Annotated in this window: 16 protein-coding genes; 13 read left to right on the top strand and 3 right to left on the bottom strand. The window is 57.3% G+C overall.

Features of this window, described 5'->3' with window-relative positions:
* Positions 1-91: 91 nt before the first annotated feature.
* Entirely contained in the window at positions 92-1,240 is a 1,149-nt protein-coding gene (locus tag AC6I8E_RS13820) for a 3-phenylpropionate MFS transporter (RefSeq protein WP_497824107.1), read from the top strand.
* Here AC6I8E_RS13820 and csiE read toward each other — a convergent pair.
* Positions 1,222-2,490 carry a stationary phase inducible protein CsiE gene (gene csiE, locus AC6I8E_RS13815; RefSeq protein WP_497824106.1) on the bottom strand — a complete coding sequence of 423 codons (1,269 nt, stop codon included), beginning with the start codon at positions 2,488-2,490 and terminating at the stop codon, positions 1,222-1,224. The genes AC6I8E_RS13820 and csiE overlap by 19 nt on opposite strands.
* Positions 2,491-2,645: 155 nt before the next feature.
* Here csiE and AC6I8E_RS13810 point away from each other — a divergent pair, with 155 nt between their 5' ends.
* The 3 genes from AC6I8E_RS13810 (at position 2,646) to AC6I8E_RS13800 (ending at position 5,455) form a co-directional block, all read left to right on the top strand.
* A complete protein-coding gene (locus AC6I8E_RS13810) occupies positions 2,646-3,272 on the top strand; it encodes a DUF1007 family protein (protein ID WP_497824105.1) in 627 nt (208 codons plus the stop codon).
* Positions 3,263-4,237 (top strand): nickel/cobalt transporter, encoded by a 975-nt coding sequence (locus AC6I8E_RS13805; protein WP_110330749.1) that lies wholly within the window; start codon positions 3,263-3,265, stop codon positions 4,235-4,237. Before AC6I8E_RS13810 ends, AC6I8E_RS13805 begins: the two co-directional genes overlap by 10 nt.
* Before the next feature lie 204 nt (positions 4,238-4,441).
* On the top strand, positions 4,442-5,455 hold the full coding sequence (locus AC6I8E_RS13800; RefSeq protein WP_013358739.1) for a TIGR04086 family membrane protein: 1,014 nt from the start codon (positions 4,442-4,444) through the stop codon (positions 5,453-5,455).
* Positions 5,456-5,518: 63 nt separating this feature from the next.
* Here the strand turns inward: AC6I8E_RS13800 and suhB are convergent, their stop codons facing one another.
* Positions 5,519-6,322 (bottom strand): inositol-1-monophosphatase, encoded by an 804-nt coding sequence (gene suhB / locus AC6I8E_RS13795; RefSeq protein ID WP_013358738.1) that lies wholly within the window; start codon positions 6,320-6,322, stop codon positions 5,519-5,521.
* Positions 6,323-6,454: 132 nt separating this feature from the next.
* On the opposite strand from suhB, the gene trmJ reads away from it, so the two are divergent.
* The 5 genes from trmJ (at position 6,455) to sseB (ending at position 11,341) form a co-directional block, all read left to right on the top strand.
* Positions 6,455-7,207 (top strand): tRNA (cytosine(32)/uridine(32)-2'-O)-methyltransferase TrmJ, encoded by a 753-nt coding sequence (trmJ, locus tag AC6I8E_RS13790; RefSeq protein WP_013358737.1) that lies wholly within the window; start codon positions 6,455-6,457, stop codon positions 7,205-7,207.
* A gap of 130 nt (positions 7,208-7,337) precedes the next feature.
* Entirely contained in the window at positions 7,338-7,835 is a 498-nt protein-coding gene (gene iscR / locus AC6I8E_RS13785; protein WP_013358736.1) for a Fe-S cluster assembly transcriptional regulator IscR, read from the top strand.
* A gap of 88 nt (positions 7,836-7,923) precedes the next feature.
* Entirely contained in the window at positions 7,924-9,084 is a 1,161-nt protein-coding gene (locus AC6I8E_RS13780; protein WP_013358735.1) for an IscS subfamily cysteine desulfurase, read from the top strand.
* A gap of 159 nt (positions 9,085-9,243) precedes the next feature.
* Positions 9,244-10,530, top strand: a complete 1,287-nt coding sequence (gene pepB / locus AC6I8E_RS13775) for an aminopeptidase PepB (protein WP_095706794.1) — start codon at positions 9,244-9,246, stop codon at positions 10,528-10,530.
* A 46-nt stretch (positions 10,531-10,576) separates the two neighbouring features.
* Complete coding sequence (gene sseB, locus AC6I8E_RS13770; protein ID WP_147789529.1) at positions 10,577-11,341, top strand: enhanced serine sensitivity protein SseB; 765 nt, start codon at positions 10,577-10,579, stop codon at positions 11,339-11,341.
* A gap of 40 nt (positions 11,342-11,381) precedes the next feature.
* Here sseB and sseA read toward each other — a convergent pair whose 3' ends face one another.
* The gene (gene sseA, locus AC6I8E_RS13765; RefSeq protein WP_033783894.1) at positions 11,382-12,224 is read right to left on the bottom strand and encodes a 3-mercaptopyruvate sulfurtransferase; all 843 of its coding nucleotides are present in this window, start codon (positions 12,222-12,224) and stop codon (positions 11,382-11,384) included.
* Positions 12,225-12,370: 146 nt separating this feature from the next.
* Between sseA and AC6I8E_RS13760 the strand changes: the two genes are divergently transcribed.
* From AC6I8E_RS13760 to rlmN, 4 genes are all read left to right on the top strand, one after another.
* Positions 12,371-17,263 carry an alpha-2-macroglobulin family protein gene (locus tag AC6I8E_RS13760; RefSeq protein ID WP_497824104.1) on the top strand — a complete coding sequence of 1,631 codons (4,893 nt, stop codon included), beginning with the start codon at positions 12,371-12,373 and terminating at the stop codon, positions 17,261-17,263.
* A 12-nt stretch (positions 17,264-17,275) separates the two neighbouring features.
* Entirely contained in the window at positions 17,276-19,600 is a 2,325-nt protein-coding gene (gene pbpC, locus AC6I8E_RS13755; protein WP_497824103.1) for a peptidoglycan glycosyltransferase PbpC, read from the top strand.
* 175 nt (positions 19,601-19,775) lie between these two features.
* Positions 19,776-20,207 carry a nucleoside-diphosphate kinase gene (gene ndk / locus AC6I8E_RS13750; protein ID WP_003848684.1) on the top strand — a complete coding sequence of 144 codons (432 nt, stop codon included), beginning with the start codon at positions 19,776-19,778 and terminating at the stop codon, positions 20,205-20,207.
* A 187-nt stretch (positions 20,208-20,394) separates the two neighbouring features.
* On the top strand, positions 20,395-21,564 hold the full coding sequence (rlmN, locus tag AC6I8E_RS13745) for a dual-specificity RNA methyltransferase RlmN (protein WP_013358729.1): 1,170 nt from the start codon (positions 20,395-20,397) through the stop codon (positions 21,562-21,564).
* Positions 21,565-21,595 lie beyond the last annotated feature (31 nt).

Here is a 21,595-nt window from a genome sequence, read left to right as displayed (position 1 = left end):
ATCTGCCATCCTTTTTTATTGCCTGTCCCGCGGCGCTCTGCCAGAGTAGCGCCCACTCATGCTGCGAGGCAGCACACTTGCTGGAGGGAATATGGCAATCGGCTCCGCCAGATGGCTCGGATTGGGCTACTTCACTTACTTCTTCTGTTACGGCATCTATCTGCCATTCTGGGGCGTGTGGCTGAAAGGCACCGGCCTGGATGCTGAGAAGATTGGCCTGCTGCTTGGCTGTGGTATGGTCGCGCGCTTCGTCGGTAGTCTGCTTATCGCTTCTCAGGTTAAGAATCCCGGCCGGTTGATTACGGCGCTGCGTCTGCTGGCGTTGATGACCTGCCTGTTCGCCGCCGGTTTCTGGGTAGGTGAGCAGTGGATGTGGCTGCTGACTGTGATGATCGGCTTTAACCTCTTCTTCTCGCCGCTGGTGCCGCTCAGTGATGCGCTGGCCGCGACCTGGACACAGCAGATTGGGCTGGCGTACGGGCCGGTGCGGCTGTGGGGATCGCTGGCCTTTGTAATCAGCTCGGCGTTAACCGGCGTGCTGGTCAGTGCTTACTCCTCTCAGGCTATTCTGCTGCTGCTTTCCGTTGGTATCATCGCCATGCTCGCGGGCATGATGCTGAGACCGGCCACCCAGCCACAGGGTCATGAGCGTCAGAGTGCTGCGGGCGGCGGCTGGCAGGAATGGCGTGATTTGCTGCGTGAAAATGCAGTATGGCGATTTATGCTCTGCGTAACGCTGCTGCAAGGCGCGCACGCTGCCTATTACGGCTTCAGCGCTATCTGGTGGCAGGAGAGCGGCTACTCCGCCTCGACGGTGGGTTATTTCTGGTCGCTGGGCGTAGTGGCGGAAATTATCGTGTTCGCTCTGAGCAGCCGCCTGTTCCGCCGCTGGAACGCGCGTGACTTGCTGCTGCTTTCAGGCATCTGCGCGCTGATCCGCTGGGGCCTGCTGGGAGCCAGCACCGCGTTGCCGCTGCTGATTGTGGCGCAAATCCTCCACTGTGGCAGTTTCACCGTCTGTCATCTGGCGGCGATGCGCTTTATCGCGGCGCGGCAGGGGGCGGAAGTGATCCGGCTACAGTCGCTCTATTCCGCGCTGGCGATGGGCGGGGGTATTGCAGTAATGACCATGATCTGCGGCGTGCTGTTCGCGCATCTGCAGGGGCATCTTTTCTGGGTGATGGCACTGGTGGCCCTGCCCGCACTGTTCCTGCGTCCCGGCTACGACTCCAGTAAATAACGAATGCGCTGCTGATGGTGCAGCGTCAGCGGCAGTTCCGCATGCACCAGCGGCGGAGAGAATAAGGGCAGCGAAGTAGGGTAGGGCGAAATGATGATGTCGACATCCCGCGGCGCGCCGTCCCGCTGAAACTGCTTTACGTCCAGGTAGGAAATATTGACAGGCAGCAGCGTGATCTCCCGGATCTGCTGCTCCACGTCCTGCTCCAGATCGGCATCGTCGCCGGTCAGGATCAGGACCTGTTTCTCCTGCAGCGCACTCTCCTGCATCAGCCAGGCGCCAAATATAATGGTGACTAAACTCACCTCTTCCGGCGTAAAAGTAATGTTGTAATGCTGCTCAAAAGCCTGCAGGGCCTGCTGAGTGGTGCGCAGCAGGCGAGGATAGAGGCGGCTGACATCCAGTGCGACGCTATTGTCGATACCGATAGTAAAGTGAGTGCGATCCAGCGCCTGCGCCAGATGCGGATAGAGCTGGTGCAGCAGTTCGTCGCGGTCAGCAAAGGTGATTTCGGCGCAGGCTTCAAAGTCATTGATCAGTTGCTGCGTCGCGTTCATCAACTGCTGTTCAGCAGGATGGGTAATCGCGTCCACGACCGGCGTATGAATCTGGCTGAACAGCAGCGTCCAGAAGTCGGTTTCACTGACGTGCGGGGCAAGATGGCAGCGTTTTCGCCAGTGATGTATCACATCTTCGGCGGCCTGCCGCTCAGGCTTCTGCTGCAGCCAGAGAGACTGTGCCTCACTGAACAGCACCGGCTGACGCTGGCACAAGCCATACTTCATAAATATCTGCAGAAAAAGCCGGTCACGTTCGCTGAAATCACGTTTCAGACGCAGGCTGCAGTGCTGAATCAGCGCCTGTAAATTGGTCTCATCCCACAACGCTTTTTCAATCTTCATGACCTTCAGGCGCTGACGCAGCGGCGTGGCAAAATGCTGGCAGACAAAGTCCTGCGATAAACGCAGACTGCGTCGCAGGTTGTGCAGCAGACAAAGGCGCCGGTCCAGCTCTGTACCATGAAGACGAAAGCTGCCATCCACCATCTGATGCAATTCCAGCTGGTGATATCGCTGTATCTCAAGGCCTACATCCGCGATATCCTGTCGGGCAACGGCAGGATCGATGCCATTCAGCTGGCAGATTTTTTCAAGCGTAAGCACGGGTGCGGGCAGAAACAGCAACAATAAAAGATGGCACTGACGCTGTGAACGGGTGAAGAGTGGTGCCAAAGGGGTAGCAGAACTCATCAATCAGATTTCCAGCAGGCTATTTTGAGCTAAGCGTAGTCAACCCGGTCAGCGCCCGCGCGGTTTACGCGGTTTATTTGCCGGAGGTTTAAGGCGGGTCACAAAATTTTGTTACTTATAGATTCTTTTCATCAGGAACGTTACTTTATAACATTATGAAACGCGCACTCTTTGCCTTACTGATGGTATTAAGTCCGGCTCTGCTGGCCCATCCTCACAGCTTCATCGACATGAAAACCGAACTGGTGGTGCAGAATGACACCTTCACCGGATTAAAGATGACCTGGACCATGGATGAGATCACCTCCGCCGACCTGCTGTATGACGCGGGCGAGGCGAAGCCAGGCAGCGTGGTGTGGAAAAAGCTGGCGGCGGGCGTGATGGCGAACGTACTGGGCCAGCACTACTTTTCTGAAATCTGGCACAACCAACAGCGGGTAAAGTTTTTGAATCTGCCAACGGAATATAATCTGTCGCGTAGCGGTCACAAAGCGGTGCTGGAGTTTGTTCTGCCGCTGGCGGAACCCCCGACGCTGGCCGGTCAGCGCTTTGAGATGCTGACCTTCGATCCCACTTACTTCGTCGATATGTTCTATGACAATCCCGGCGCGTTAACGCTGCCGCCGGCGTTGCAGACCCGCTGTAAATTTGCGCTCAATACACCAACACCCAATGACTCTCTGAAGCAGTATGCGCTGTCGCTGGATAAAGCCGATGCGCCTGCGGAGGAGATGGATTTAGGTCGCCAGTTCGCACAAACGGTGGTACTGACATGTCAGTAATCTCCGCCCCCCTGCGGGCTTCCCGGCTCTGGCCGCTGTGGTTGCTGGCGGGACTCTTCATCGGCGGCGCATTGCTGGTCTGGCTTTACTGGTCGCAGATTCTGCTGCAGAGCGTGTTGTGGCAAAAAGATCTGCACCGGCAGATGACCCAGCTGTTACAACAGGTGGCGGAGCAGCCCAACAAGGCGGGCCTCTCGCTGGTGATATTCAGCCTGCTCTATGGCGTGCTGCACGCGCTGGGTCCGGGCCACGGCAAAGTGGTGATCGCGACCTTTCTGGCAACTCATCCTGCAAAAGTGAAAACCAGTATCAGGCTGACGCTACTCGCCTCGCTGTTGCAGGGTTCGGTGGCGATTGGGCTGGTGACGGTGATGCTGGTGGTGCTGAAAACCTCGTCGCGCCAGCTGCATCTCAGCAGTTTCTGGCTGGAGAAGGGCAGTTATCTGCTGGTGATTGGGCTGGGCGTGATGATCGGGTATCGGGCGCTGCGTTCACTGTGGCGGGCATTGCGTCCAGCCCCGGTATTTCGTGCCTTCCGGCCCCACCATCAGCATGATGAGCATTGCGGCTGCGGGCATGCGCATCTGCCAACCCCGCAGCAGATGAGCGGCAACGTTAGCTGGAAAACCCAGCTGCTGGTGGTGGTGTCGATGGGATTACGTCCCTGCTCCGGCGCGATTATGATGCTGCTGTTTGCCAAAGTGATTGGCGTTTATGGCTGGGGCATTCTCTCTGCTGCCGTGATGGCGGTCGGCACGGCGCTGACCATTTCGGCGATTGGCCTGCTGGTGCAGCAGGCGCGCTCGGTGGCGCAACGGCTGGCACAGCCTGGTGCAGTCTCAGGCATCTCGCGACTATTGTTGCCAACGCTGGCCTTAACCGGTAGCCTGATTTTAATTGTGGCGGGCATCGCATTATGGCAGTCAGCACAGCTGACGGCAGGCGGCGGAATTCGACCTTTCTGATTATAAACGCAGCGGGAATAAAATTCCCGCGGTTATCCTTACCTCGCTAATTATCTCTTAATTCATCTCTTTATTTTTTTCTCAGGGCAGTTTAGTGGAGAAATGACTATTCCCTGTCTACGCTGTTAATACCAAAACGGCATTCCGCCGTCGGGATGATAAAAGATCAGAGCCGTTTTCTGTTTATTGCGAGGAGTATATTTCATGGCTGATACCCGTATTAATAATGGCTACACCGAAACGCTGGCGACCGGGCCGGCAGGACTACCGTTAAAACGTATTTCCTGGAGCGCGGTGTTTGCCGGTGTTATTTGTGCATTAATCGTTCATATCATTCTGACGCTGCTGGGAACCGCCATTGGTGCTACCACCATTGATCCGATGAAAGAACAGAATCCGCTGGACGGCCTTGGTACTGGCGCGCTGGTCTGGACGGCCATTGAAATGCTGGTCGCGATGGCGGCGGGTAGTTATGTTGCCGGTCGACTGGCACAGCGTGAAGGCGCACTGCACGGTTTACTGATGTTTGGCCTTAGCACAATTTTCACTATTTACCTGGCAATTGCGCTGGCAACCAGCGTATTAGGTGGCGCGATGAATATTGTGGGTTCAGGCTTCCAGGCACTGGGTAGTGGTATTTCCGCCGCTGCGCCTTCGGTCACTCAAATGGCAAAAGAAAAGCTGCAGGAAAATAATATTAATTTAGATAACCTGCAGAACGAACTGGAAACCACATTACGCCAGACTGGTAAGCCGGAATTACAGCCAGAGAATTTGAAGCAGGACGCAAATAAAGAAGCGCAGAATGCGGAAAACCAGGCTAACAACACCGCGAACCATCCGCAGACAGCCGATACCGATCTGACTAACTGGGTCAAAGGTGTGATGGATCGTCATTCAGATACCCTGCAGGCAGCCGACCGTGACGCACTGAAAAATATCATCAAAGCGCGTACCGGTAAAAGCGATGAGGAAGTGGATCAGATCGTTGCGAAAACCGAGCAGAGCTATCAGCAGGCCGTTCAGAAGTATAATGAACTGAAACAGCAGGCTGAGCAGAAAGCACGTGAAGCGGGTGAAAAAGCCGCTGCTGCGACCGCTAAAGCGAGCTGGTATGCCCTGATTCTGCTGATCATCGAAGCCGTACTGGCTGGTGTCATGGGTATGGTGGGTCGTCGTACTCAGCCTCGTCAGGTGCTGGCACACGAACGTCGTTAATCATCACTGATTAGCAGGCAATAAAAAAGGCGGCTGATAAGCCGCCTTTTTCTGTACTGAGACTTAGCGTTTTAACGCTTCGCTCAGCTCATCACGCATGTTCGACAGCATCGCTTTCACCACACGCGGGTTACCCGCGACCAGGTTACCTGACAGCAGATAGCCGTGGTTACCGGTGAAGTCAGTGACCAGGCCGCCCGCTTCACGAACCAGCAGTTCACCCGCCGCAAAATCCCACGGCTTCAGGCCAATCTCAAAGTAGCCATCTACGCGACCTGCAGCCACATAGGCCAGATCCAGCGCAGCAGAACCGGTGCGACGGAAGTCAGCGCACTGAGTGAAGAGTTTGGTCAGGATGTTCATGTAAGCAGGCGCGTGCTGCTTCATTTTGAACGGGAAGCCCGTTGCCAGAACGGTGCCATCCAGATCGCGGGCAATGCTGCCACGCAGACGATAGCCATTCAGCTGAGCGCCCTGGCCACGTGAAGAGGTGAACAGTTCATTGCGCATTGGATCGTAAACGACGGCGACTTCAGTGCGGCCTTTGATGCGCACCGCGATCGAAACAGCAAAGTGGGGCAGACGTTTGATGAAGTTGGAGGTGCCATCCAGCGGATCGATAACCCATTGAACATCCTGATCTTCGCCCGCCAGTTCACCGCTTTCTTCAGTGATGATGGTATGTTTCGGGTAAGATTTACGAATAATTTCGATAATCAGGCGTTCTGCTTCGCGGTCAACATTGGTTACGAAGTCGTTGCTGCCTTTCTGGCTGGCTTCGACGGCGTCCGGGGTTTCATAATATTTGGCAATTAAATTTCCGGCCTTGCGCGCTGCGCGCACGGCAATGTTGAGCATTGGATGCATCGGTATCTCTCGCTGGATGTTAAAGAACGGGGAAAACGGCGCGGAGTATAGCAGCGTGTTCGGTAAATGTCCTGCTTTATGTTACGATTCTCTCCACTGATTTTACTGACCCGTTTCTGAGTATCCCTAATCATGTTGCAAAATATTCGTATCGTGCTGGTCGAAACTTCTCACACCGGTAACATGGGCTCCGTTGCGCGCGCCATGAAAACCATGGGTTTAACCAACCTCTATCTGGTTAATCCGCTGGTCAAACCCGACTCACAGGCGATCTCCCTGGCCGCCGGTGCCAGTGACGTTATCGGCGACGCAAAAATCGTCGATTCACTGGATGAGGCAATTGCCGGATGCAGTCTGGTGGTCGGGACCAGCGCACGTTCGCGTTCGCTGCCCTGGCCGATGCTGGATGCACGTGAATGCGGCGTAAAAAGTGTGGAAGAGGGCCAGCAGGCACCGGTCGCACTGGTGTTTGGTCGTGAACGCGTTGGCCTGACCAACGAAGAGTTGCAGAAGTGCCACTATCACGTCGCGATTCAGGCTAACCCGGAGTACAGCTCGCTGAACCTGGCGATGGCAGTACAGATTATCGCCTATGAAGTGCGCATGGCATGGTTACAGTCGCAGGAGCAGGCCAGCCCGCCGCCAAAGTTTGAAGAATCGCCTTATCCGCTGGTGGATGACCTTGAGCGCTTCTATCAGCATATGGAACAGATGATGCTGAACAGCGGCTTTATCCGTGAAGCCAATCCAGGCCAGGTGATGAGCAAACTGCGTCGTCTTTATACCCGTGCCCGTCCGGAACGTGATGAACTGAACATCCTGCGCGGTATGCTTTCGTCGTTTGAAAAGCGAAAAAACGAGAAAAAAGAACCAGATAATAGTTGAGTAAATTACCTGGTTAAATACCTGACTAATTTACCAGGTTAAATAGTTGACCAATTTACTCGGGAATGTCAGACTTCATGGCATCTGTTGCTAATCCTCCGATAACCGGACGCTATTGAGGTCGTACGCTATGAGACTGACATCCAAAGGACGTTATGCCGTTACTGCAATGCTGGACGTTGCCCTTCACTCCCATGAAGGTCCGGTCCCGCTGGCTGATATTTCAGAACGTCAGGGCATCTCGCTCTCCTATCTGGAGCAGTTATTCTCCCGACTGCGTAAAAACGACCTGGTTTCCAGCGTTCGTGGCCCGGGTGGCGGTTATCTGCTGGGTAAAGCGTCAGACACCATCTCTGTCGGCGAAGTGATCACTGCGGTTGATGAGTCAGTTGATGCCACCAAATGCCAGGGTAAAGAAGGCTGCCAGGGCGGTGAGCGTTGTCTGACTCACGTGCTGTGGCGCGATCTGAGCGTGCGTATCAGTGACTTCCTGAACAATATTACGCTGGCTGAGCTGGTGAATAATCAGGAGATTCTGGATGTGGCCGATCGTCAGAATGCGATCGATAATCGTCGCTTCCAGAGCCCGCGTTCGCAGGAAATTAACGTCAACCAGCGCGCCTCGTAATCCCCGCTGTTGCGGCCCTTACTGCTAACGCGGTCAGGGCCGAATCTGCTATAAAGACGTATGATTTTCTATACGGAGCTGTAGCGCAATGAAATTACCGATTTACCTGGATTATGCCGCCACCACGCCGGCCGATCCGCGTGTAGCCAGCAAAATGATGCAGTTTCTGACGCTGGATGGCACGTTCGGTAATCCGGCTTCGCGATCGCACCGTTTTGGCTGGCAGTCTGAAGAAGCGGTCGATGTTGCCCGCAATCAGATTGCCGAACTGGTCAACGCCGATCCGCGCGAAATCGTCTTTACCTCTGGCGCCACCGAATCCGATAACCTCGCGATTAAAGGCGCAGCCCACGCCCATCAGGCGCGCGGTAAACATATCATCACCAGCCAGACGGAACACAAAGCGGTGCTCGACAGTTGTCAGCAGCTGGAGCGCGAGGGCTTTATCGTCACGTATCTGACGCCGGCAGCTAACGGCATTATCTCGCCTGAACAGCTGCGTGCGGCGCTGCGCGATGACACCATTCTGGTTACTCTCATGCACGTCAATAATGAAACCGGCGTGGTTCAGGATATCGCCGCCTTTGGTGAACTCTGCCGCGAGCGTGAGATTCTGTTTCATGTGGATGCGACCCAGAGCGTCGGTAAGTTGCCCATCGACCTCAGCCAGTTACCGGTCGATTTGATGTCCTTTTCGGCCCACAAACTCTATGGCCCGAAAGGCATCGGTGCGCTCTATGTGCGGCGTAAACCGCGCGTGCAGATTGCTGCGCAAATCCACGGCGGCGGGCATGAACGCGGAATGCGCTCCGGCACCCTGCCGGTGCATCAGATTGTCGGTATGGGCGAGGCCTATCGTATCGCGGCAGAAGAGCGCGAAACGGAGATGGCGCGTCTGCAGGCGCTGCGCGATCGTCTGTGGCAGGGCATCAGCACGCTGCCGGACGTTACCCTCAATGGCGATCCGCATCAGTGTGCGCCGAACATTCTTAACATCAGTTTCGCTGACGTTGAGGGTGAATCCCTGATTATGGCGCTGAAAGATCTGGCCCTCTCTTCCGGCTCGGCCTGTACCTCTGCCAGCCTGGAGCCTTCCTATGTTTTACGCGCGCTGGGCGTAAGTGAGGAGCTGGCGCACAGTTCGCTGCGCTTCTCGCTGGGACGCTTCACGACCGAAGAAGAGATCGACTACGCCATCGCCCTGGTGCAGAAGTCGGTAACCCGGCTGCGTGCCTTAATGAAATCCTGATACCCGGTCATAGTCCGGAAACTGCGCCAATATGGGCGCTTCGCTGGCAACGTCCAGCGGAATCTGTTATCAGGTCTCTGCGAAATACATTTAACATCTTATTAAAGCCGTCATAACAATCAGGCTGGATGAAACAGATAACGATTACGGAGCTTTTCGATGACCACACAACCCATGAACATTACGCTTAGCAGCCAGCCCGCTGATGCGCGCTGGGGCGAAAAAGCGATTCTGAGCAGCAACGACAGCGGCATGACGCTGCATCTGACCGGCGCGGATGCGCTGAATACCATTCAGCGTGCGGCGCACAAAATCGACAGCCAGGGCATCCGCCACGTGGCGCTGACCGGCGAAGGCTGGCACCTGGAGCAGTGCTGGGCATTCTGGCAGGGCTTCCGTGGCCCGAAAGGGCAGCGCCAGGTTGAGTGGCCAGCGCTGGGCGAACATGAGCAGGCGGAGTTTGATCGCCGTCTGAAAATCATCGACTGGGTCCGCAACGTCATTAACCTGCCTGCAGAAGATCTGGGTCCGGAACAGCTGGCGCATACTGCCGTCGATCTGATCAGTGAAGTGGGCGGCAGCGCCGTGAGCTATCGCATTACCAAAGGCGACGACCTGCGCGTTCAGGGCTATATGGGCCTGCACACCGTAGGACGCGGTTCAAATCGCCCGCCGGTTTACCTGGCGCTCGACTACAACCCAACCGGCGATGAGAATGCACCGGTATACGCCTGTCTGGTCGGTAAAGGCATCACCTTTGATACCGGCGGCTACAGCCTGAAGCAGAGCAGCTTCATGGACTCGATGAAGTCTGACATGGGCGGCGCGGCGACCGTTACCGGCGCACTGGCAATGGCGATTGCGCGTGGCCTGAATAAGCGCGTCAAACTCTACCTCTGCTGTGCCGATAACATGGTCAGCAGCAACGCCTTCAAGCTCGGCGACATCATTCGCTATCGCAACGGCAAATCGGTGGAAGTCATGAACACCGATGCGGAAGGTCGCCTGGTCCTGGCCGACGGTTTAATCGACGCCAGCGAGCAGAACCCGACGCTGATCATCGATGCTGCCACGCTGACCGGCGCGGCTAAAACGGCGCTGGGCAACGACTATCATGCGCTGTTTACCTTTGATGATGTGATGGCACAGTCGCTGATGGGCAGCGCGGTAAGTGAGAACGAGCCTTTCTGGCGCCTGCCGCTGGCTGAATTCCATCGCAGCCATCTGCCGTCTAACTTCGCCGATCTCAATAACATCGCCAGCCCGTCTCATGCGGCAGGTGCCAGCAGTGCGGCAGCGTTCCTGTCCCACTTCGTGAGCAACTATCAGCAGGGCTGGCTGCACATCGACTGTTCCGCTACCTATCGTAAAGGGGCAGTTGATCAATGGGCGGCGGGTGCAACAGGTCTTGGCGTGCGAACCATCGCTAATCTGTTACTGAAATAAGAAGGGCTCAGCGGTGGCAGATGCCGCCGCTGTTCAGAGGGAAACTATGAACCGTCTTGAAGAGGTGCTGAAGCTGGCAGCCACCGAGCCTGCCCATCGGCCCGAATTTTTTCAACTGCTGCTGGAGTCTGATGTCTTTGTTCCAGGCGAAAGCACTACGCAACAGCTTGATGCCAGCACGCCCGTTGATCTGCAGCACTGGGAAAAAGAGGATGGCAGCAGCATCATTCCTTTTTTCACGTCTGAAGAGGCGATGAGTGAAGCGGTGAGCGGTGAGCAGTCCTGGCTGCGTCTGCCGGTCCGGACGCTGTTTGAGATTACACGTGGCGAGACGCTGTTTCTCAATCCCAAACTGCCTTCCGGTAAAGAGTTTACTGCAGCCGAGATCACCCATCTGCTGGCTGAAGAGGGCAGTGCGCTAAGCCAGCAAACCGTGCTGGAAGGCGGACAGTCCCTGCTGTTGTCTGAAGTGGCCGAGCCGCCTGCGCAGATGATCGATTCGCTGACGCAGCTGTTCGCTAAGCATAAGCAGGTGCGTCGGGCGTTTATCGCCAGCATTCGTGAGCGGGCAGACGAAGCGGCCAATCTGCTGATTGGTATTGAAGCGGACAGCAACATTGAGGCGATTATTCAGGCGGCGGGCAGTGTGGCAACGGACACGCTGCCAGACGATGCACCGATTGATATTTGTGAAGTCACGCTGCAGGACCGTGGCATCAGCCACTTCTTTACCGCCCACATCACGCCATTTTATGAACGTCGCTGGGGCAGTTTCCTGCGTGACTTCAAGGGCAGTGAGCGGATTATCTGATTCACTTAAAAAAACAGGCGGCTTATCAGCCGCCTGATTTTTATTTCGCTATCGGTAAGTCGTCGCGACTGCCCCATTCGCCCCAGGACCCGTCATACAGCGTGGCATCCCGAGCGCCCAGCGCCGTCAGCGCCAGAATCAATACCACCGCCGTTACGCCAGAGCCACAGCTGGCGACCACCGGTTGTGTGATATCCACGCCCGCGTCAGCAAACAGCCTGCGCAGTTCCGCTTCCGGCTTGAGTTTTCCCTGCTCAACCAGCGTATTCCACGGCACGTTCAGGCTGTTGGGAATATGTCCGCGATGCAGGCCGGGACGCGGTTCGTCCACTTCGGCGTTAAAACGATTAGCGGCACGCGCATCAACAATCTGTGCACCGCCTTCATGACTGATCAGCAGCACGTCCGTCAGACGTTTCACCCGGCTTTCATCTGCGTGCGCTTCAAACTCACCTTCCGGCAGATTCACGTCGCCGGTTGCCAGCGCAAAACCGGCTTCTTTCCAGCCCTGCAAACCACCGGCCAGAATCGACACCTGCGCCACACCAAAGGTCTTCAGCATCCACCAGGCGCGTGGCGCGGAAAAGAGGTTACCCTCGTCATAGACCACCAGATGCTTATCACTGCTCACGCCCAGCTCGCGCATCGCGACGGCAAAGGTCTCGGCACGCGGCAGCATATGCGGATAAGGGCTGGTGTGATCGGAGAGCGCTTCAATATCAAAGTAAGGGGCGTCGGGTAGATGACCTGCCAGATATTCAGCCTGGACATCGCGAACCGCTTCCATTCCGGGTGGCAACAGACGTGCATCCAGCACCTGAAGTCGCTCATCGTTGTAGTGTTCTTGTAACCAGTCGGCGGACACAAACAGTGGCGTCGTCATAACAACCTCATTTCAGCAATCTGTCATACCAGTGTCAGGGAATGTGCGCACCATCTCAAGAGAAGCGTTGATTAAATGCGAGCATTGATATGAAATTGCGCAGCGTAATCAAACGACACTCCCTGCGTCCCGGTGAAGGAACTACCATGAAGAAACGCACTACCCGGCTGCTGCTCAGCATGCTGATCGGTGGCTCGCTGCTGTCAGCGACCCTGTTACCTGCTTTGCCTCTCCAGGCAGCAGAGGCACCCGCAACCAAACATGTCAGCAAACCGCTGACGATTATCGATCTCTCGGAACTGCAGATCGACGGTGCTGCTGCGCTGGTTTTAACCTTCAGTCAGCCGCTGGATGACAAACAGGATATCGCGCAGAAAGTCAGGCTGACCGATGATAAACAGGGCCGGGTGGATGGCGGCTGGGAGCTTTCCGCTAACCGTAAAACGTTGCGCTTCCGCCATCCCGAACCGTCGCGCCACTTCACCGTCACGGTGGATGCGGGACTGCGTGCGGCCAGCGGTGAGACGCTCGCCGCCGATTACAGTAAAAAAATCGCGTCCAGCGATATCCAGCCGATGGTGGGCTTTGCCAGCCGCGGTTCACTGCTGCCGCTGCGTATCACGCAGGGCCTGCCGGTACTGGCGCTGAATGTTAACCAGGTCGATGTCGATTTCTTCCGCATTAAGAATGCTGGCCTGGCGGAATTTCTCTCGCAGTGGAATTACGGCAATAACCTCTCCAGCTGGCAGTCACAGGATCTGCTGAAAAGCAGCCAGCTGGTCTATACCGGACGCTTTGAGCTTAATCCGGCGCGAAACACCCGTGAAAAACTGCAGCTGCCGATGAGTGACATCAAGGCGCTTCAGCAGCCCGGCGTCTATCTGGCCGTCATGAAGCAGGCCGGGACTTATCACTACAGCCAGCCCGCCACACTCTTCACTCTGAGCGATATTGGCCTGTCACTGCACCGCTTCCCGACTCAGTTCGAACTCTTCGCCCAGAGTCTGGCAAACGGCCAGCCGCTCTCCGGCGTCAGCGTCAGATTGCTGGATGAGAAAGGGCAGGTGCTGCAGAGCGACACCAGTGACAGCACCGGTCATCTGCGCCTGAAAGCGGATGAAAAAGGCAAGATCCTGCTGGCCGTGCAGGGTGAACAGACCTCAATGATCGACCTGGCGCGTCCGGCGCTGGATCTGGCTGAGTTTCCGGTAGCCGGGCCGCAGGGCTATGACAAACAGCTGTTTGTCTTCGGGCCGCGCGATATCTACCGTCCCGGCGAAATCGTCATTGTTAATGCGCTGCTGCGCGATGCCGACGGACGCCCGCTTCCCACACAGCCGATTAAAGCGGAGCTGGTGCAGCCTGACGGCCAGGTGATGCGAACCTTTGTCTGGCAGCCGGAAGCGGGACTCTACCAGCAACGACTGGCGCTGCCCGCGTCCGCCATGACCGGCGACTGGATGCTGCGGCTCAATACCGGCGATAACCTTAAGCGTGAGTGGAAATTCCACGTTGAGGATTTCCTGCCGGAGCGCATGGCGTTAACCCTGAAAAATGATCCTCAGCCGCAGCCTGCTGATGCCAGCGTTGAGTTCGGTATTGAAGGACGCTACCTCTATGGCGCGCCAGCTGCCGGGAACACCTTACAGGGGCAACTCTATCTGCGACCGGCGCGTGAAGCCGTGGCTGCACTGCCGGGCTACCAGTTTGGTGACATCACCGAAGAGGGATTAAAGCGCACGCTGGATGAAGTGGACCTCAAGCTCGATGCCAGCGGTAAAGCGCAGCTTACGGTAGAGAATCAGTGGGATCAGCTGCACTCCCCGCTTAACCTGATCCTGCAGGCCAGCCTGCTGGAGACCGGCGGACGTCCGGTCACCCGTCGGGCCACCCAGGCTATCTGGCCCGCTGACGCCCTGCCAGGCATCCGGCCGCTGTTTGGTAATAAGGCAGTTTATGACTACCGCAGCGACAGCTATCACGATGAGCCTACCGTGCCGGAAGAGAGCCTGGCCGAATTCGACATTGTCTATGCCAACAGTCAGGGCAGGAAACTGGCGGCAGACAAGCTGGACGTGCGACTGATCCGTGAGCGCCGTGATTACTACTGGAGCTTCTCTGACAGCGAAGGCTGGCAGTCGCATTACGGCGACAAAGATCTGCAGGAAGATGAACGCGCCATCTCAATCCCGGCTGACGGCAGCACCAAAGTCAGCTTCCCGGTCGAGTGGGGCCACTACCGGCTGGAAGTGCAGGCGGGCGAGAAGATCGTCAGCAGCGTGCGGTTCCAGGCCGGTTATGACTGGCAGGACAACACCAACGGGACGGGTGCGTTGCGCCCCGATCAGGTCAGACTGAAGCTGGATAAAGCCGCTTACCAGCCGGGTGACACCGTGCATCTGCAGGTCGAATCACCGGCTGCCGGTAAAGGCTACCTGATGGTGGAGTCGAGCAGCGGCACGCTCTGGTGGCAGCCGCTGACCGTACCAAAGGGCGGCACCACGGTGGATGTGCCGGTGGCTGAGAGCTGGCAGCGTCACGATCTCTACTTCAGCGCTATTGTGGTGCGTGATGGCGATAAAGTCAGTGGTGCCACACCCAAACGCGCGGTAGGGCTGTTACACCTGCCGATGGCGACCGAAGCACGTCGCTTAAACCTGACGCTTGCGGCACCTGATAAAATCCGTCCTGAGCAACTCCTGACGGTCAACGTTCATGCCAGTCGTGACGGCGGTCCGCTGCCTGAAAAAGTGAATGTGCTGCTGTCAGCCGTGGACAGTGGCGTACTCAGCGTGACGGATTTTAAAACGCCCGATCCATGGCAGGCTTTCTTTGGCCGTAAACGCTACAACGTCGATCAGTACGACGTTTTCGGTCAGTTGATCGAAGGCGGCGGCCGGCTGGCGGCGCTGCGTTTTGGTGGTGATGGCGAGGATGAATCGATGACGCGCGGCGGTAAAAAGCCGGTGACGCACGTCAATATCGTCGCGCAGCAGTTACAGGCGGTGACGCTGAATAAAGAAGGCAACGGATCGATTACGCTGCCGATCCCGGCCTTTAACGGTGAACTGCGGCTGATGACGCAGGCCTGGAGCGATGACAGCTTCGGTGCCGCAGAGCGCAAACTGGTGGTCGCGGCACCGCTGATCAGCGAGCTGGCTACCCCACGTTTCCTTGCCAGCGGCGATACCGCATCACTGGCGCTGGATCTCACTAACCTGACCGATCTGCCGCAAAACCTTAAGGTTGATCTCTCCAGCAGTGGCCTGGTGGATCTGGCCGGTGCTGCCAGCCAGAGTGTGACGCTGGCTAAAGGTGCACGCACCACGTTACAGATTCCGGTCACGGCGAAAACCGGCTTTGGTGACGGCGAGGTTACCGTACAGATTTCCGGTCTGAATCTGCCGGGTGAGCAGGTGAAGCCTGGCAGACAGCAGTGGAAAATGGGTGTCAGACCGCCTTATCCGGCGCAGACGCTGAACTTTGATGCCGTAATCAATCCCGATCAGACTTGGGAGATCGCGGCGGCGGCGCTGACGGGGCTGGATGCACAAACCCTGAGCGGCCAGCTGACGCTGAGCAATCGTCCGCCGCTGAATATCGCCAGCTATATCAGTGCGCTTTACGCCTATCCCTACGGCTGTCTGGAACAGACCAGCAGCGGACTCTGGCCTTCGCTTTACACCAGCCATGCTGAGCTGACCGCGATGGGCATTAAAACCAGCAGCGATGAAGCACGACGGGCCGCCGTCGACACCGGCATTGCTCGTCTGGCTGGCATGCAGCGCGCCAACGGCAGCTTCGGGCTGTGGGATAAACAGAGTGAAGAGGAGTTCTGGCTGACGCCTTACGTGACGGACTTCCTGCTGCGCGCCAGCGAGGCGGGCTATGCGTTGCCGGATAATGTGGTGGAGCGCGCTAATGCCCGGCTGCTGCGCTATCTGCAGGATCCCTCGCAGATCAGCGGCGGCGGTGATAACAACGCCGCGCTACAGTTCAGCGTACAGGCTTACGCCGGGCTGGTGCTGGCGCGTCAGCAGCGCGTTCCGCTGGGTGCGCTGCGCGCCTTGTATCAGCAACGTGAGAAGTCCCGCTCCGGCCTGGCGCTGATGCAGCTTGGCGTCGCGCTGAAGCTGATGGGTGACGGACAGCGTGCACAGCAGGCGATCATGCAGGGTGCCACGCTGACGCGTTCGGATAAAGAGTGGTATGGCGACTATGGCAGCACGGTGCGCGATCAGGGGATGATGATTGCGTTGCTGGCGGAAAATAAGCTGCAGCCGGATGTGCAAAACAGTCTGCTGCTGTCACTGTCCAGAGAGGTCAATGGCAAACGCTGGTTCTCGACTCAGGAAAATAACGCACTTTATCTGGCAGCTCACACTCTGCAACGTGCGCAGGGCGGAAGCTGGCAGGCGCTATTGTCGGGCAATCCTGAACCGCTGCAGGGCGATGCGCCACTCAATAAAGGGCTGGCGGCTGACCGCCTGTTACAGGGCTTAGCCATCCGTAATCCGGGCAGTGCACCGCTGTATGGTCGTCTGGACGTCACCGGTTATCCGCTGGCCGCGCCTCAGCCTGAGAGCAATGTGCTCGGGATAAAGCGTGAATACTTTACCCTGGATGGCAAAGCCGCCGATCTCAGTAATCTGCGTAGCGGGGAGTTGCTGGTGGTGCGTCTGACCGTTTCGTCAAAGCGCAGCATCAGCGATGCGCTGGTGGTGGATCTGCTGCCTGCCGGTCTGGAGCTGGAAAACCAGAATCTGGCCGACAGCAGCGCCAGTCTTGGCGACAGTGCGGATGCGCTGAAAGAGAGTATGGGCGATATGCAGCAGGCTGACATTAAGCATATTGAGTTCCGCGACGATCGCTTTGTCGCGGCACTGGCGGTAGATACTTATCGTCCCGCAACGCTGGTCTATCTGGCGCGGGCGGTCACACCGGGTCGCTTCCTGATGCCGCCGCCGCAGGTCGAGTCGATGTATGTGCCGGAGTGGCGCGCTACCGGCATTACGCCGTCGCAGCTGCATATCCAGTAAGTGACGCGACGCGTGTTAAAACCTCGCACCCTTAAAAAGTGGTGGCTCGCGCTGCCGCTTTTTTTTCTGGCGTTATGGCTGGCGACGTGGGGACTGGATCGGCTGTTCCCGCTGCCGCTTAAACAGGTGCAGCCTGCGCGGGTGATCGTTGCCAGCGACGGTACGCCGCTGTGGCGCTTCGCTGACAGCAAGGGCATCTGGCGCTATCCGGTTACACCAGAAGAGGTGGCACCGGCCTATCTGCAGGCGCTGCTCACCTACGAAGATCGCTGGTTCTGGTATCACCCCGGCATCAATCCCCTGGCGCTGGTGCGCGCGGCCTGGCAGGATTTGCGTCATCAGAGTGTGATTTCCGGCGGCAGCACCCTGACCATGCAGGTGGCACGCCTTGTCGACCCGCAACCCCGCACGTTGCGGGGCAAGCTGATTCAGGCGTGGCGTGCGCTACAGCTGGAGTGGCATCTTTCCAAACGAGACATCCTGACGCTCTATCTTAATCGTGCGCCTTTTGGCGGTACGCTGGAAGGGGTGGGCGCGGCAAGCTGGAGCTGGCTGGGCAAAGCCCCGTCACAGCTGACGCCGGGTGAAGCGGCGTTGCTTGCCGTGTTGCCGCAGGCACCCAGCCGTCTGCGGCCCGATCGCTGGCCGAAGCGGGCGGAAGCCGCTCGCAATAAAGTGCTGGATCGGCTGGCGGAATACCACATCTGGTCCGCGGAACAGGTGGCGGAAATTCGTCAGGAGCCGGTGTGGCTGCCGCCGCGACAGATGCCGCAGATGGCACCGCTGCTGGCCCGGCGGCTGCTGTCGATCAGCCGCAGCGATAAGATTGTTTCCACGCTCGATCCTTCACTGCAGCGCGAACTGGAAAGCCTGGCGCTGAACGTTAAAAATCAGCTGCCGCCGCGCACCTCGCTGGCGATGCTGGTGGTGGATCACACCACCATGGCCGTTCGCGGTTATGCCGGCTCGGCCGACTTTACCGATGACAGCCGTTTTGGTCATGTGGATATGATCGCCAGCGTGCGCTCGCCAGGTTCGGTGTTAAAACCCTTTATCTACGGCATGGCGCTGGACGAGGGACTGATTCATGCCGAATCGCTGCTGCAGGATGTGCCGCGTCGCTTTGGTGATTACCGGCCCGGCAACTTTGACACCGGCTTTCACGGACCGGTCAGCGCCAGCGACGCGCTGGTACGCTCCCTGAATCTGCCCGCCGTTCAGCTGCTGGAGGCGCTGGGGCCGAAAAACGTCGCGGCGCGTCTGCGCAATGTGGGTCTGAATTTACGTTTTCCGCCTGGCGCTGAACCCAATCTTTCATTGATTCTTGGCGGCACCGGGGCGCGCATGGATGAAATTGTCGCGGCCTACAGCGCTTTTGCCCGCCACGGCAATGCCGCTCAGCTGCGCTGGATGCCCGATCAACCGTTGCAGCAGCGACCGCTGCTATCGAAGGAGTCGGCGTGGATCATCCGGCGTATCCTGGCCGGCGAAGCGCAGCCTGCCGGTAATGGCAACGTGCCCGACGTAGTGCCGCTGGCCTGGAAGACCGGCACCAGTTACGGCTATCGCGACGCCTGGTCGGTGGGCATTAATCCCCGTTACCTGATTGGCGTGTGGGTCGGACGACCTGATGCGACGCCGGTTGCCGGCCAGTTTGGTTTTGCCTCAGCCGTGCCGATCATGAATCAGATTAACAGCGTGCTGATGAGCCGCCTCGGCAGGCGTGACGTGCCAGGCGATCCGCGTCCGGCCTCGGTCACGGTCGCGACCATCTGCTGGCCTGGTGGTCAGCCGCTGCCCGCCGGAGACGAAAACTGTCGTCAGCGGCGGCAAAGCTGGGTTGCTTCGGATACGCTGCCGCCAACGCTGCTGGCACCCGGCCAGGAGAGCCTCAGCGGATTACGCCTGAGTTACTGGCAGAATGCGCAGGGACTGCGCGTTGCTGCCGACTGTCCCGGCGCCACCCGTCACGAACGGCTTGTCTGGCCGCTGCCGCTGGAAGCCTGGCTGCCGCCTCAGGAGCGGCGAGCGCAGCGTCTGCCACCTGTTGATACGCACTGTCCACCGTTACAGCAGGGCAGCAGTGCACCGCTGATCATTACCGGCATCATTGAGGGGCAAATTGTTAAGCCGCTGCCGGGCAACAGTGCGCTGACGATCCCGGTCGCGGTGCAGGGCGGGCAGGGTACGCAGCGCTGGTGGTTCCTGAATGGTGAACCTCTCATAACGCAAAATGCCGCAGAGATGTCGCTGCATCTCGATCATCCGGGCGAGTATCAACTGGTGGTGATGGATGAAGAGGGTCAGCTTGTCTCGATCACTTTTAGCCGGGGCTGACGCTTTTCTGCGCTAAATCATAACCGTTGCGCTTCTGCTTCGACTCAGATCAAGAATTTTCAACAAATCAGGGATCTCTGGTAGGCAATGCCGGACTCAGCCCCTATAATCGGCGCCGTTTCTTAACCGGGGCGGACGCCACCGGTTTCTTCAGAACGTCAAGACAGAGGTCATCATGGCAATCGAACGTACTTTTTCTATCATCAAGCCAAACGCCGTCGCTAAAAATGTGATTGGTGCTATCTACAACCGTTTTGAAAGCGCAGGCTTCAAAATCGTTGGCGCAAAAATGCTGCAGCTGAGCAAAGAGCAGGCTGAAGGCTTTTACGCTGAGCACCAGGGCAAGCCATTCTTCGATGGTCTGGTTGAATTCATGACCTCTGGCCCGGTTGTTGTTTCCGTGCTGGAAGGTGAAAATGCCGTTCAGCGTCACCGTGACCTGATGGGTGCCACTAACCCGGCAAACGCACTGGCTGGCACACTGCGTGCTGACTACGCTGACAGCTTCACCGAAAACGCGACCCACGGTTCAGATTCTGCTGAATCCGCTGCCCGCGAAATCGCTTATTTCTTCGGCGAAAACGAAATCTGCCCACGTACCCGTTAATCGCCTGGCGATAAACGTTACAGCGGCTTTACAAAAATCTGCGTAGGGGAGGTCACTCCCGCCTGTTATCAGGCCGCAGATGTTGTACAATATTGCGCCTTCATTGACATCGCTTAATGAAGGCGCAATTTTTTTCACCTATCCCTGAACAGCGCCATAACGTGTAACAACGAGGCCAGAGAATATTATGTCCGAACAGATTGTGACGTCCGCGTCCGCATCCCCTATTGTCGTCTCCCCCAAAAGCCAGAAAATCAACCTGCTGGATCTCAACCGTCAGCAGATGCGCGAATTCTTCCTGTCGCTGGGTGAAAAGCCGTTCCGCGCCGATCAGGTCATGAAGTGGATTTATCACTACTGCTGCGATGACTTCGAGCAGATGACCGACATCAACAAAAAGCTGCGTAACCGGCTGATGGAGCTGACGGAGATCCGCGCGCCAGAAGTGGCGGAAGAGATGCGCTCTACCGACGGCACCATCAAATGGGCCATTCGTGTCGGTGACCAGCTGGTGGAAACGGTCTATATCCCGGAAGGCGACCGCGCTACGCTCTGTGTCTCTTCACAGGTGGGGTGTGCGCTGGAGTGTAAATTCTGTTCGACCGCACAGCAGGGCTTTAACCGTAACCTGCGGGTGTCAGAAATTATTGGTCAGGTGTGGCGTGCGGCGAAAATTGTCGGCGCAGCGAAAATCACCGGCCAGCGTCCTATCACTAACGTGGTGATGATGGGCATGGGCGAGCCGCTGCTCAACCTCAATAACGTGGTGCCGGCGATGGAGATCATGCTGGATGACTTCGGCTTTGGTCTGTCGAAGCGTCGCGTGACCCTCTCTACTTCGGGTGTCGTTCCTGCGCTGGATAAACTGGGCGATATGATTGACGTCGCGCTGGCCATTTCCCTGCATGCGCCGAACGATAAGCTGCGCGATGACATCGTGCCAATCAACAAAAAGTACAATATCGAAACCTTCCTGGCGGCGGTGAAACGCTACATTGGTAAATCCAACGCCAATCAGGGACGTGTGACCATTGAGTACGTGTTGCTGGATCACGTCAACGACAGCACCGACGATGCGCATGAGCTTGCCGCATTACTGAAAGAAACACCGTGTAAAATCAACCTGATTCCGTGGAACCCCTTCCCGGGCGCGCCGTATGGCCGTAGCTCAAATAGCCGCATCGATCGTTTCTCCAAGGTGCTGATGGACTATGGTTTTACCACCATCGTGCGTAAAACCCGTGGCGACGATATTGATGCCGCCTGTGGTCAGTTAGCCGGAGAAGTGATCGACCGTACCAAGCGAACGCTGCGTAAAAAAATGGCGGGTGAAGCCATATCTGTGAAGGCTCTCTAGAAGAGTGACAGAGTGCGTTTCCTGAAGTGTT

The sequence above is a fragment of the Pantoea sp. X-Soil-YNGN-785 genome, assembly GCF_059730585.1.
Note: the sequence above shows the minus strand (reverse complement) of the source record. Positions and strands in the feature narration are given on the sequence as shown.